General features: G+C 71.6%; 12 protein-coding genes and 2 pseudogenes. 8 read left to right on the top strand and 6 right to left on the bottom strand.

Translation table 11 applies throughout. From position 1 onward, the window contains the following. The first annotated feature begins 97 nt into the window (after positions 1 to 97). Positions 98 to 616 carry a MarR family winged helix-turn-helix transcriptional regulator gene (locus tag QM633_RS01950; protein WP_415152039.1) on the top strand — a complete coding sequence of 173 codons (519 nt, stop codon included), beginning with the start codon at positions 98 to 100 and terminating at the stop codon, positions 614 to 616. A gap of 147 nt (positions 617 to 763) precedes the next feature. Here QM633_RS01950 and QM633_RS01955 read toward each other — a convergent pair whose 3' ends face one another. Next, positions 764 to 1,705 carry a homocysteine S-methyltransferase family protein gene (locus QM633_RS01955; protein ID WP_415152040.1) on the bottom strand — a complete coding sequence of 314 codons (942 nt, stop codon included), beginning with the start codon at positions 1,703 to 1,705 and terminating at the stop codon, positions 764 to 766. Positions 1,706 to 1,791: 86 nt separating this feature from the next. Here QM633_RS01955 and QM633_RS01960 point away from each other — a divergent pair, with 86 nt between their 5' ends. Then, positions 1,792 to 2,412, top strand: coding sequence for a TetR/AcrR family transcriptional regulator (locus QM633_RS01960; protein ID WP_415152041.1), 621 nt, complete (start codon positions 1,792 to 1,794; stop codon positions 2,410 to 2,412). A gap of 39 nt (positions 2,413 to 2,451) precedes the next feature. Here the strand turns inward: QM633_RS01960 and QM633_RS01965 are convergent, their stop codons facing one another. Together QM633_RS01965 and QM633_RS01970 are read right to left on the bottom strand one after the other, a co-directional pair. Beyond that, positions 2,452 to 3,885: a sensor histidine kinase gene (locus QM633_RS01965; RefSeq protein WP_415152042.1), complete on the bottom strand. Its 1,434-nt coding sequence runs from the start codon at positions 3,883 to 3,885 to the stop codon at positions 2,452 to 2,454. Then, positions 3,882 to 4,595 (bottom strand): response regulator transcription factor, encoded by a 714-nt coding sequence (locus QM633_RS01970; protein WP_415152043.1) that lies wholly within the window; start codon positions 4,593 to 4,595, stop codon positions 3,882 to 3,884. The genes QM633_RS01965 and QM633_RS01970 overlap by 4 nt, the downstream gene beginning before the upstream one ends. Positions 4,596 to 4,760: 165 nt before the next feature. Here QM633_RS01970 and QM633_RS01975 point away from each other — a divergent pair, with 165 nt between their 5' ends. From QM633_RS01975 to QM633_RS02000, 6 genes and pseudogenes are all read left to right on the top strand, one after another. After that, the gene (locus tag QM633_RS01975; protein ID WP_415152044.1) at positions 4,761 to 6,302 is read left to right on the top strand and encodes an HlyD family efflux transporter periplasmic adaptor subunit; all 1,542 of its coding nucleotides are present in this window, start codon (positions 4,761 to 4,763) and stop codon (positions 6,300 to 6,302) included. Beyond that, positions 6,299 to 7,060, top strand: a complete 762-nt coding sequence (locus tag QM633_RS01980; RefSeq protein WP_415152045.1) for an ABC transporter ATP-binding protein — start codon at positions 6,299 to 6,301, stop codon at positions 7,058 to 7,060. Before QM633_RS01975 ends, QM633_RS01980 begins: the two co-directional genes overlap by 4 nt. Continuing rightward, on the top strand, positions 7,057 to 8,325 hold the full coding sequence (locus tag QM633_RS01985) for an ABC transporter permease (protein WP_415152046.1): 1,269 nt from the start codon (positions 7,057 to 7,059) through the stop codon (positions 8,323 to 8,325). Before QM633_RS01980 ends, QM633_RS01985 begins: the two co-directional genes overlap by 4 nt. Positions 8,326 to 8,352: 27 nt before the next feature. Continuing rightward, positions 8,353 to 8,607 carry a hypothetical protein gene (locus QM633_RS01990; protein WP_415152047.1) on the top strand — a complete coding sequence of 85 codons (255 nt, stop codon included), beginning with the start codon at positions 8,353 to 8,355 and terminating at the stop codon, positions 8,605 to 8,607. 88 nt (positions 8,608 to 8,695) lie between these two features. Continuing rightward, positions 8,696 to 9,103, top strand: a pseudogene (locus QM633_RS01995) (EamA family transporter); the annotation flags it as partial. Positions 9,104 to 9,157: 54 nt separating this feature from the next. Beyond that, a pseudogene (locus tag QM633_RS02000) lies at positions 9,158 to 9,556 on the top strand (EamA family transporter); the annotation flags it as partial. A gap of 84 nt (positions 9,557 to 9,640) precedes the next feature. Here the strand turns inward: QM633_RS02000 and QM633_RS02005 are convergent. The 3 genes from QM633_RS02005 to QM633_RS02015 form a co-directional block, all read right to left on the bottom strand. Further along, entirely contained in the window at positions 9,641 to 11,449 is a 1,809-nt protein-coding gene (locus QM633_RS02005; protein WP_415152048.1) for an oleate hydratase, read from the bottom strand. Positions 11,450 to 11,654: 205 nt separating this feature from the next. Continuing rightward, positions 11,655 to 12,089, bottom strand: a complete 435-nt coding sequence (locus QM633_RS02010) for a DUF2231 domain-containing protein (RefSeq protein ID WP_415152049.1) — start codon at positions 12,087 to 12,089, stop codon at positions 11,655 to 11,657. A gap of 2 nt (positions 12,090 to 12,091) precedes the next feature. Next, positions 12,092 to 12,607 (bottom strand): hypothetical protein, encoded by a 516-nt coding sequence (locus QM633_RS02015; protein WP_415152050.1) that lies wholly within the window; start codon positions 12,605 to 12,607, stop codon positions 12,092 to 12,094. Between the last annotated feature and the right edge of the window lie 53 nt (positions 12,608 to 12,660).

The raw sequence follows: 12,660 nt of genomic DNA on the forward strand, positions 1-12,660 counted from the left end.
CCACCGTGGCTGCGTCGCCGGCGGGTTGCCGGCCGGACCGCCGCAGCGGAGCGGCCGACCCCGGCCGGGCGGGCGGCACGGATTACGATGACGGCCCATGGGGGATCAGGAGCAGCCGCGCTGGCTCGACGTCGACGAGCAGCGCCAGTGGTATGCGTTCGCGTACGCGCTGATCCGGCTGCCCGCCGCCCTGGACGCCGAGCTGCAGCGTGACGCCGACCTGAGCCACTTCGAGTACCTCGTGCTGTCCGGGCTCTCGATGATGCCCCGACGGACGCAACGGATGAGCGAGCTGGCCAAGTACACCGCCAGCACCCTGTCCCGCCTCTCCAATGTGATCAGCCGCTTCGAGAACCGTGGCTGGGTCCGCCGCGTCCCCGACCCCGCCGACGGCCGCTACACCCTCGCGACCCTCACCGACGACGGCTACGCGAAGGTCGTCGACAGCGCCCCCGCCCACGTCGCCGAGGTGCGCAGGCTGGTCTTCGACGTCCTCTCGCCAGCCCAGCAGGAGCAACTCGGACGGATCAGCGAACTGATCCTCAAGCAGATCGACCCCGACTCCCCGAGCATGGCCGACTGCATCCCGACGCCGCCGAGCGTGCACCGGGACTGACCGAGGCGGTCACCGTGACGCGACGATCGCCGATGCCGCGGGAGGGGGCGTCGCCGTAGGACCTCGCCGACGGCCCGGGCCGGATCGGCCTGGCCCGGCTGCCGTCGCCGGGGAGCGCCGCCTCGTCATCGGGTCCGCGACGGCCGATCATCGGGCCTGCGATCGCGGCGGCTGGTCGGGACCCTCCGCGCGTGTCGCCCGGCTGCTCCAGAGCGCGGCGACGTGGCGGGTGTCGGTGCCGCAGCAGCCACCCAGGACGGTGACCGCGGGCAGTTGCGCGAGCAGGTCGCCGGTCAGGTCGACCAGGAGCGGGATGTCGCCGGCGTCGAGCTCGTCCATGGCGTCGAGTTCGGCGTGGGAGAGCGTCGAGGCGTTCGGGCGGAAGAAGGTCAGCCGTTCCTGCCAGGCGCCGCCGTCGAGCGCCGCGAGGACGTGGGCGGGATGGACGCAGTTGAGGCCGTAGAAGTCGGCGGGCGCGGCGTCGTCCACGGCCTGGATCGCCTCGGCGATGGTTCGCCCGTCGGGCAGGCGGCCGTCGGTCTCGACGGTGAAGGAGATCGAGACGGGAATCCCGGCGCTCCGGGCGGCGCGGACCGCGCCGACGGCCTCGGCGGTGTCGATCATCGTCATGGCGTGGACGAGGTCGGCGCCGGCCTCGGCCAGGCATCGGATCTGGGGGAGGTGGTACTCGGCCGCCGCGTCGGCGTCGGCGCCCGTGGCGAGGTAGGCGTCGCCGCGCGGACCCACGCACCCCGAAATCCGGCGACCGGCGACATCGGCCTCCTCGAGCACCGCCCTGATCAGCTCGACCGCCGCCCGGTTGGCCCGATCGAGCCCGGCCTGGTCGTAGCCGAGCCGGCGGCCCCACTCCGGGCTCGCCCGCCAGGTGGGGGTCTCGAACAGGACCCCCGCCCCGCAGGAGCCGGCGATGGCCGTGAAGCCGGCGTAGTAGCTCCTCAGCAGTGCGACGCCCTCGGGCGTCTCCAGGAGCGGGAACGCCGCGAAGTCGGGCAGGTCGACGCCGTGGTTGAAGATCAGGTCCGTCTCGAGCCCGCCTTCGGTGACCCAGGTGCCATCGAGAAGTGCCATCGCCGTCTCCTTTCGAACCGCCGGCCCGGTTTACCAGACCGTTTGGTCTGGTTGTATCAGACTGTTCGGTCTCATACAATGCGTAGATGCCGCGCGACGGCGGGGCCACCCGCGAACTCCTGCTCGACGCCGCCGAGCGGCTGGTGGAGCGCAACGGCTTCGCCGCGACCTCGGTGGAGATGATCCTGAGCGAGGCGGGCAGCTCGAAGGGCGCCTTCTTCCACCACTTCCCCACCAAGAGATCGCTGGCCCACGCCCTGGTCGAGCGGTACGTGACCGCCGACCTCGGCAGCCTGGCCGCCGGGCTGGAGGACGCCGGTGCGGAGAGCGAACCGGTGGCCCGGTTGCTTCGGTTCCTGGACTACTTCGTCGGTCGCGCGGCACGGCTCAGCTCGGAGTCCGCCTGCCTCTACATCTCCTTCCTGGTCGAGCAGGACCTGCTCGACCAGGAGACCTCGGCCCAGCTCGAACGTTCCATCCTGGGCTGGCGGACGGCGGTCGCCGCCCTGTTGCGGGACGCGTTCGCCCAGGTCCCGGCCGCCGCGCCCCGCCCGTCCCCTGAAGACCTCGCCGACCAGCTGTTCGTCGTGATCGAGGGCGCCTTCCTGATGTGCCGGGCGGCCGGCTCGCCGGAGCCCATGCGTGCGCAGCTGCTGGTCTACCGCCAACTCGTCGCCGCACTGCTGCACCGGCCGGCCCCGCAGTGACGTCCCGCGGCCCTCGGTCGGCGCCCGCCGGTGACCGGTTCAGGCCTCCGCGGCGGGAACGGTGATCCGGAAGGTGCTGCCGCCGCCCTCGGTGGGACGGTAGTCGAGCGTGCCGCCGTGCCTGGCGACGAGGGTGGCGGCGATCGACAGGCCCAGGCCCGAGCCACCCTTCGTGCGTCCGCGGCCGGGATCCTCCCGGAAGAAGCGCTCGAACACCTTCTCCTCGTTCCCGTGCTGGAGGCCGGGCCCGTGGTCGATGACCGACAGCCGTGCCCGTCCGTCGACGAGCCCGACCTCGACCTCGATCGGGGACCCCTGAGGGGTGTACTGGACGGCGTTCGCGATCAGGTTGTTCAGGACCTGTCCGAGCCGGGCGTCGTCGCCGAGGACCACCGGCGGGGCGTCCTGCCAGGGCGGCTCGGTGGGATTGTGCAGGGTGATCCGGCGTTCGGGGTTGCGGACGCGCGCGTCGCTGACGGCGTCGACGGCGATGCTGAGCAGGTCGATCGGCCGCTGCTCGAGGACGCGGGTGGTGTCGAGTCGGGCGAGCAGCAGCAGGTCGTCGACCAGCAGGGACATCCGGATCGACTCCGACTCGATCCGCCCGGCGATCCGGCCGGCGTCCTCGGCGCTGGCGATCCCGCTGCGGAGGAGCTCGGCGTGACCGCGGATCGTGGCCAGCGGGGTGCGGAGCTCGTGGCTGGCGTCGGCGACGAAGCGGCGCAGCTTCTCCTCGGTCCGGTCGCGGTCCGCGAAGGCGGACTCGATCTGGGCGAGCATCGCGTTCAGCGAGGTCGCCAGCCGGCCGACCTCGGTGCGGGTGGAGCCCACGTCGATCCGCCGGGTGAGGTCGCCGTCCGCGATCTGCTGCGCGGTCCTCTCGATCCGGGTGAGGGGCTTCAACCCGATCCGGACGACGGCGACCCCGGCGACCGACGCGATCGCGAGGATGATCCCGCCCACGCTGATCGAGATCCGGGCGAGGCGGGCCGCGGCGGCGTCCACGTCCTCGAGCGAGATCGCCAGCACCGCGTAGCCGGAGTCGATCGGGATGACCCGCGCCCGCCACTCGGGCACGAACCCCTGCACCGAATGGATGGTCAGGATCGTCGCGTCGGCGGCGGCATCGGCCAGAACCCGCGGGCTCGTTCCGGCGAGGGTGGGCTGGGTGGGGCCGCCGCCCGGCAGCACACAGGCGGTGGTCCCGTTCGCGTCGGTGGTGAAGACGGCGAAGTTCGTCGGCAGCTGCACCGTCGCGGCGGGACGCTGGGCGGGGTCGCAGAGCCGCGACATCCACTGCTGGAGCTGCGGCGTCTGCGGGGTGGAGAACGGGGTCTGGAGCTGCTCGTCGACCTGCTGGATCTGGAACACCTTGAACAGGATCAGGCCGGCGACGTCGGCGACGAGGAGACCGAGAGCCAGCAGCGCGACCGCGCCCAGGACGAGCCGGTTGCGCAGCGAGAGCGGCCTCACCGCAGTTCCCTGGGCAGCCGCAGGGTGTAGCCGATCCCGCGGACGGTCTCGATCAGCGGCGGGTCGACGGTGTCGATCTTGCGGCGGAGATAGCGGATGTAGGAGTCGACGACGCTGGAGTCGCCGTTGAAGTCGTAGTGCCAGACGTGCTCGAGGATCTGGGCCCGGGACAGGACACGTCCCGCGTTGTGGAGCAGGAAGCGGAGCAGGGCGAACTCCGTGGGCGACAGGCTGACCGGTGCCCCCTGCCGCCACACCTCGTGCCCGTCCTCGTCCATCACCAGGTCGCCGTAGCGGAGCAACTCGGGCTCGGCCGCGCCGACCGGCCCGCCGCGGACGCGTCGCAGGATCGCGGCGACCCGGGCGGTGACCTCCTCGATGCTGAACGGCTTGGTGACGTAGTCGTCGGCACCCAGCGTGAGACCGTGCACCCGGTCGGTGACCGAGTCGCGCGCGGTCAGGAACAGCACGGGCGCCTCGCTGACGGTGCGCAACCGCGGCAGCAGGGCGAACCCGTCGGTGTCGGGGAGCATCACGTCCAGCACGACCAGATCGGGCGGGTTGTGGGAGGCCTGCTGGAGCGCGTCCTCACCGGACGCGGCGCTGGCGACCGCGTAGCCGGCGAAGCGGAGGCTCATCGTGAGGATCTCCACGATGTAGGGCTCGTCGTCGACGACGAGGATCCGGCCCGCGGTCGGGTGTGCGTCCATGCCCCTCAGCATGACCAGCGTTGGTGACAGTTTGGTGAGAGTTCGCTGTTTCTCACCGTCCTGGCAGAAAGCTCACGCTGTCCTTGCATCTGTGCCGGCCAGGCTGTCGGACATGAGACGAAAGACCTCGCGTGGCACCGCGTTCGCGACCAGGGGGGCCGACCGATGAGCCGGCGCAGGGTGCTGCTCAACGTCGGGCTGGGCGCGGCAGTGCTGGTCGTCGCGGTCGCCGGCGTCGTCGCGCTGGCCAGCCCCCGACAGACCCCGACGATCACCGCGCCGACGGCGACGGTGGCGCGTGGCACGCTGGCCGCGACCGTCACGGCCAGCGGCAACGTCCACAGCGGTGTGACGGCGAGCCTGCAGCTGGCCGGCTCGGGCGGAATCGTCACCCACGTGTATGTGAGGACGGGCGAGAAGGTGACGGCCGGGGACCGGCTGGTCGCCGTCGACGACACCGCCGCCCGTCAGCAGCTCGCCTCCGCCCAGGCCTCGCTGCGCTCCGCGCAGGGTTCGCTGACGACCACGACCCAGGGCCGCACGTCGGCGGAGAAGAGGTCGGACTCGGCCTCGGTCGCCTCGGCCCGGCAGGCCCTGACCAACGCCCAGAAGGCGCTCGACGCGGCCCGGGACAGCTACCAGCTGGTGCTCACCCAGCAGAACCAGCTCGTGGCCGCGGCCCAGGACGCCGTCGACACCGCCCAGGACGCCCTGGCCGCCGCGCAGGCCGCGCTCACCGACCTCCAGGCCGAACTCGCCGCGACCGATCCGGCCGACTCGGCGACGATCGCCGACCTCAACGCCCGGATCGCCACCGCCAGGACCCAGGTCGGCACCGACCAGTCCAGCCTCGGCGCCGCGGAGTCGGCGCTGGCCTCGGCGCAGCGGACCCACGACAGCCAGGTGCTGCAGGCGCGGCAGGCCGTGACCAGCCAGAAGGGCAGCAGAGACGCGGCCAGGAAGGCGCTGGCCCAGACCACGGCCACGGTCGCCGTGAACCAGCAAGGCCCCAGGAGCGGCGCCGTCACCTCCGCCGAGGCGCAGGTCGCCTCCGCCCAGGTGGCGGTCGACCAGGCCAGGACCGCCGTCGAGGACACCGTGCTGCGGGCCCCGTTCAGCGGCACCGTCTCCACCGTCAACGCCGTCGCCGGCCAGTCCTCCAGCACCGCCGGTGCGACCGGCACGACCACCTCCGGCAGCGGCCTGGTCACGCTGGTCAACCCGTCCGGGCTCAGCGTGTCGGCCTCGATCGCGGAGGCGGACGCGACCTCGGTGAAGGTGGGCCAGCAGGTCTCGGTCGAGCTCGAGGCGTCCGGGGTGACCATGCGGGGCACCGTCGCCTCGATCGACCCGTCCAGCACCGTGACCAACAACGTGGTCCAGTACGCGACCACCATCGCGCTGGTCTCCCCACCCTCGACCGTGCGGGTCGGCCAGACCGCCAGCATCACGATCACGACCGGCACCAGGGACGACGTCCTGTCCGTGCCGACCAGCGCGATCGCCACCGACGGCTCCCAGCCGTACGTGATCAAGGTCGCCGAGGGCCGCGAGTCCCGGGTCGACGTGACCACCGGGATGACCGGGACCACCGGCACCGAGATCACCAGCGGCCTGGCCGAGGGCGACGAGGTGCTGCTGTCCAACACCGGCGAGCCCACCGTCGCGGCCGGGTTCCCCGGCCCCGGCCAGAGCACAGCGCGATGAGCGCGACCAGCCGCCGGAGCCGCCCGGTCATCGACCTGCGCGACATCACCAAGACCTACGGTGAGGGCGAGGCCGCCGTGCACGCCGTGGACGGGGTCGGCCTGCAGGTCGAACGCGGCGACTATGTGGCGATCATGGGCGCATCGGGGTCGGGCAAGTCGACGATGATGAACATCATCGGCTGCCTGGACAGCCAGACCAGCGGCCGCTACCGGCTCGACGGCGTCGACGTGCAGCTGCTCGACGACCGGCAGCAGTCCAGGATCCGCAACCGCAAGATCGGGTTCGTGTTCCAGAACTTCAACCTGATCGCCCGGACCACCGCCCTGTCCAACGTCGAACTGCCGCTGGCCTACGCCGGGGTGCCGGCACGCGAGCGACGCCGCCGCGCCCGCGCGGCACTCGAGATGGTCGGCCTGGCCAACCGGCTCGACCACACCTCCGCCCAGCTGTCCGGCGGCCAGCAGCAGCGGGTCGCGATCGCCCGCGCCATGGTCGGGGAACCGGTCCTGCTGCTCGCCGACGAACCCACCGGGGCGCTGGACAGCCACAGCACCGAGGAGGTCCTCGACCTCTTCGACCACCTGTCCAGCACCGGACGCACGCTCGTGGTGATCACCCACGAGCAGGAGGTCGCCGACCACGCCAAGCGGGTCCTGCGGATGAGGGACGGCCAGATCTCCTCCGACGTCCGCACCGTGCCGCTCTCCGCACCCCCGCCCAGGCTCTCCACGCCCTCGCCGAAGGCCGTCTCGTGAGCATCTCCGAGAGCGCAAGGTTCGCCTGGCGCGGGCTCACGGCGAACAAGACCCGCTCGGCGCTGACCATGCTCGGAGTGCTGATCGGGGTCGCGTCGGTGATCATCCTGGTCGGTGTCGGCACCGGTGCGAGCGCCAGCGTCACCAACACCCTCAACTCCCTCGGCACCAACACCCTCACGGTCACCCTGAAGAGCGCCGGCGGAGGACTGTTCGGTGGTTTCGGAGGCGGCTCGTCCTCCGACGAGGCGACCAGGAAGGACGGCACCAGCACCCGCGAACCGTCCCTCACCATGGCCGACGCCGAGGCCCTGTCCGACCGGACGCTCGCGCCCGATGTCGCCGAGGTCGCACCCGTGGTGGGCGCGGCATCGGTGACCGCCACCTACCAGGGCGCGTCCCACAGCGTCACCAGCACCACCGGCACCACCGCGTCCTACCTGGCCATCAGCAACGAGACCGTGGCCACCGGACGCGCCTTCAGCGACAGCGACTACCAGGGCCACTCCCGGGTCCTGCTGCTCGGCCCCACCGTCGCCAAGGACCTCGCCGGTGGCGACGGCACCGCGATCCTCGACCAGACCATCCGGCTCAACGGCAAGGAGTTCACCGTCGTCGGCATCCTGACCGCCAAGGGCACCACCGCCGGCCAGGACCAGGACGACCGGATCATCGCGCCGGCCACCGCCGTCCAGGACCACCTGGCCGGCTACGGCAACCTCAGCAGCATCTCCGTCCAGGCCACCTCCGCCGAGACCGTGGACGCCGCCCAGGCGCAGGTCGAGTCCGTCCTCGACGCCCGCCACCGGACCAACGCCGAGGACCGCGACTTCACCGTCACGAACTCGGCCAGCTTCCTCAGCGCCGCCAGTTCGATCACCAGCATCTTCACGCTGCTGCTCGGCGCGATCGCCGGCATCTCCCTGCTCGTCGGCGGCATCGGCGTGATGAACATCATGCTCGTCACGGTCACCGAGCGGACCCGCGAGATCGGCATCCGCAAGTCCATCGGCGCCGGACGCTCCGACATCATCTTCCAGTTCATGCTCGAAGCCGTCATGCTGTCGGTCCTCGGCGGTGTCCTCGGCATCGTGTTCGGCTGGGCCGTCTGCCAGATCGAGGTCGCCGGCTTCCGCGCCGTCGTCGCCCCCTACTCCGTCGCCCTCGCCTTCAGCTTCGCCCTCGCCGTCGGCCTCTTCTTCGGCATCTATCCCGCCATGCGCGCCGCGTCGCTGCGTCCCATCGACGCGCTGCGCTACGAGTAGGCCCGCGCCACCAGAAAGGACCACGCCATGGCCGACCAGGCTCCGCACGACCCCGCAGACCTCCTCACCAGCCGGGGGTTCACCTTCACCGACCAGCCCGAGACCACCCTCGCCGCCACCGGGGAGCCCGGGGACGACCTCGCCGACGACCCGGAGTTCCAGCCGCGCCCGCCCCGCCGGTTCTCGCGCCTCACCCTGGTCCTGATCGGGCTGATCATCTGGGGCGTGGGCTTCCTGGTCGGCGTCATCGCCGACCGGGCCGCCGCCGGCCTGCTGACCTAGGAGACCGGGCCCCGGCCCGCGGAGCCCCGGGTCGGTCGGACGTGGCTAGGCTGCCGGAGACCGACCGGCGAAGGAAGGTGGCTGGCCCGTGTGGGTGGTGTTCGCGCTCGGCTCGGCGTTCTTCGCCGGCGTGACCGCGATCCTCGCCAAGGTCGGCATCCGGCAGGTGCCGTCGAACCTCGCGACCGCGATCCGCACCGTCGTCGTGCTGGTCTGTGCCTGGCTGGTGGTGTTCGTGGTCGGCTCGCAGACCACGATCGGACAGCTGTCCGCCACCACGATCACCTTCCTGGTGCTGTCGGGGCTGGCGACCGGCGCGTCCTGGCTGTGCTACTTCCGGGCGCTGCAGCTCGGCGAGGTGAACCAGGTCGCGCCGGTCGACAAGTCCAGCGTCGTGCTGACCGTCCTGTTCGCGATCGTGCTGCTCGGCGAGACCGGGAGCCTCGCCGCCCGGCTGTCCGGGATCGCGGTGATCGGCGTCGGCACCTGGCTGATGATCGAGCGCCGCCCGGGCGGGCCGGAGCGCCGCTTGCGGGGCTGGCTGGTCTATGCGCTCGGGTCGGCGGTGTTCGCCGCCCTCACCTCGATCCTCGGCAAGATCGGCATCGTCGGCGTCGAGTCGAACCTGGGCACGGCGCTCCGCACGATCGTGGTGCTGGTCATGGCCTGGGTGGTCGTGCTGGTCTCCGGCGAGCGCCGGCGGCTCGGCACGCTGCCACGCCGCGACCTGGTGTTCATCGTGCTGTCCGGCCTCGCCGCGGGCGCGTCCTGGCTGTGCTACTACCGTGCCCTGCAGGACGGACCGGCCAGCCTGGTCGTCCCGATCGACAAGCTCGGCATCGTCGTCACCGTCGCCTTCGCCACCCTCGTCCTGCACGAGAGACTCCGCCGGCGCGCCGGCATCGGGCTGGCGCTGATCGTCGCCGGCACCCTGCTCATGCTGGCCTGACCGGGTCGGCCGGCGGCGGTCGCTGCGGCCGTGGACCCTCAGGCGCCCGACGCCGGCAGCCTCACCCGCGGCTCGCCCCGGACGTCACTCCACGGCGTCGTCGAGGCGGGCGCGCGCTCGCGTGCCGCCGTGCTCGGGGATCAGGCCGAAGTCGGTCAGCAGCTCGCCCATCTGGGAGTTGTCCAGCCGGTCGTAGAGCCGGCCCTTCAGGAAGTTCGGGCCGGGCAGATCGACCGCGGCACCGTCCCGCAGCCGGGACGTGGCTTTCAGCAGGTAGCGGATGTCATAGGTCGAGTTGAACACCTCCGGCACGCCGCGATCGATGCCCAGGAGCTGGTAGGCGGCCTCCATCGCGGTGCGCACCGAGTACTCGGTGGTGAAGATGGTGTCGCGGGTCGTCTCGGCGAACTGGCCGATGAAGGCGAAGTTGACGCTGTTCGGCGGCACCACCTGCGGGCGGTCGCCGGCCCTGCGCGGCATGAAGAAGGACGTGACGTAGGGCATCATCACCGGCACGCACTTCGCCCCGGTCGCGGCCAGCTCGGCGATGTCCGCCTCGGGCACGCCCAGGTGGTACAGCCACTCGGCCGTGATCTCCTCCCCCGTGCAGTCCTGCATCGGCTTCCTGACGTAGTCACCGGGGGTCTCGACGAACAGCCCGTACACCCACACCACGATCTCGTTCGGCTTCTGGGCCTTGAAGTGGGGCTGCCGGTTGACCGTCCAGCTGAGCAGCCAGGCGGAGTCCTTCGCGGTCACGATGCCGCCCGTGACGACCTTGCCGGAGAACGGGTCGCGCCCGCAGATCTTCCGGATGTGGGCGGGGATCCGCTCGTCGAGCGTGGTGACGGTCGCCGACTCCCACTTGGTCTTGCCGATGTCGCCGCAGAACACCTCCGGACGGCCGAAGTCGGCCGAGTTGGCCGCGATCCTCTTCCACAGGTCCCACGCCGGCGCCGGCCCGTCCTTGATCACGGCGGGCGTGTGCTGGTCGCCGTCGTCGGAGTTCTCGGTCAGCGAGCCGATGGTGACCAGGCACAGGTCGTCCGCGGTCAGGTCGACACCGCCCGGCCCGTCCGGGGTGACCCACTCGATCCGGGTCGCCCGGGTCTGCTCGGGGGTGATCTCGAACCGGACGTCGGTGACCTCGTGCTCGAAGCGGAAGGTGACGCCCTGGTCGAGCAGCCAGCGGTACATCGGCAGTACCAGCGACTCGTACTGGTTGAACCTGGTGAACTTCAGCGCCGACAGGTCGGGCAGCCCCGAGATGTGGTGCATGAAGCGATGCAGGTACAGCTTCATCTCCAGCGCCGAGTGCCAGCTCTCGAAGGCGAACATCGTGCGCCAGTACAGCCAGAAGTTGCTGGCGAAGAACTCCTCCCCGAACACCTCGTCGATGCGCTTGTCCTCCATCTGCTCGCGGGTGGCCATGATCACCGCGACGATCTCGCGCTGGGCCTTCGCGCTGAGCGTGAACAGCTTGTCGCTGTGCGCGTCCTGCCCCTGCTTCTCGGTGACCCGGCACAGCGAGGAGTTGGGGTCGTCCTTGTTCAGCCAGTAGAACTCGTCCAGGACGCTGGCGCCCTCGACCTCCAGTGACGGCACCGAGCGGAACAGGTCCCACAGGCACTCCATGTGGTCCTCCATCTCGCGGCCGCCGCGGATCACGAACCCCTTCTTCGGATACCTGATGCCGTCCAGCGCGCCGCCGGGCAGCGCCAGCTCCTCCAGGATGGTGATCCGTTCCCCCGGCAACTGGCCGTCGCGGATCATGAAGATCGCGCAGGCCATGTTGCCCAGGCCGGCGCCGACGAACCAGGCGGTCTTGTCCTCGACCCCGGCTGGCTTGCGGGGGCGGGCGAACGCCTCGTAGTTGCCACTGCTGTAGTACATCGTGGGGCCTTCCTCCGCCCTCGGGAGGCGGCACGCGGAACGGGGTGGGGGCGGGCTCTCGAGGAGCGCGGGCCTGACTCGAAGCTACTCCCCGCCCCCGGTCACCGGCCAGGCCGGCGGCCGCCACGAAGGCACGACGGGAGCCGCCGGGCGTCCGCCCTGCCGGTCGGATCGCCGGTCGAGGCGGGTGATCGGGCTCGACCGGCTACGTCGCCGACCCCCAGACCGCACGGGCGCCGCTGTCGCCGGTGACCACGACCAGCACGAGGCCGGCCGCGGCGGCCAGCACCGTGAGCGAGGCCGCCGTCCACCAGCCCGCCCTCGAGCGGGTTCGGAGCAGCAGCGCGGCCGGCAGTGCGAGCGCCAGGGCGACGCTCGGGTACGGCACCAGCTCGCCCCACATCCGGTGGGTGGCGACGAGCGGCCCGGCGCCGAGCTCATCGGCCAGGGCCTGCCCCGACAGCCGCGCCGCGACCGCGAACCCCGCCGCGGCGGCGGCGAACGCCACGGCGAGCCAGCCGAAGCGCTCCCTGGCCCTGCCCCAGAGGACGACGAGGAGAGCTCCGATCGCCGACAGCGGCACCAGCACCACCGCCCCGTGCACCACCAGCGGGTGCAGCGGCAGACCTCCGATCTCCACGGCTACTTCCCGACCGGGTCGCCGTCGCGGTCGAGCACGAACCAGACGCTGTTCACCTTCTGGCCGGACACATCGCCCGGCGCGGTGTCGCCCTGCCAGTAGTACAGCGGCCAGCCGTTGTAGGTGGCCTGCGTGGTGCCGTCCGTCCGGGTGAACGAGCCGAGCTTCGAATCGTCCACGCCGCTGCCGGCGGTGGGGGTGCCCCGCAGCGGCGGCCACGCGACGAGGCACTGACCGCTGCAGGCGCTGGTGCCGGGGCTGTCCTTGGTGAACAGGTACAGGGTCATGCCGCTGCCGTCGACGAGGATCGAGCCGAGGCTGGTGTCGGCCAGCTTCAGCGCCAGCGTGGCCGGGGCGGCCTGGCTCGCCGCGCCCGAGGCCGGCTCGGACGGCGAGGTCGGCCCGGACGCGGGGGCGGTGGCCACGGTTGCCGTGGGGCTCGGGGTGCCGGAACAGGCGCCGAGCAGGATGAGGCACAGGGCGGGGCCTGCGACCCGGGCGATGCGTCGTGCGAGCATGGAGTCCTCCTCGTGTCGGGTGGTTCTGCAGGTGATACGGCTCAGTTCGCGCT

It is taken from the genome of Propionicimonas sp. (genome assembly GCF_047606205.1).
Taxonomy (GTDB): Bacteria; Actinomycetota; Actinomycetes; order Propionibacteriales; family Propionibacteriaceae; genus Propionicimonas.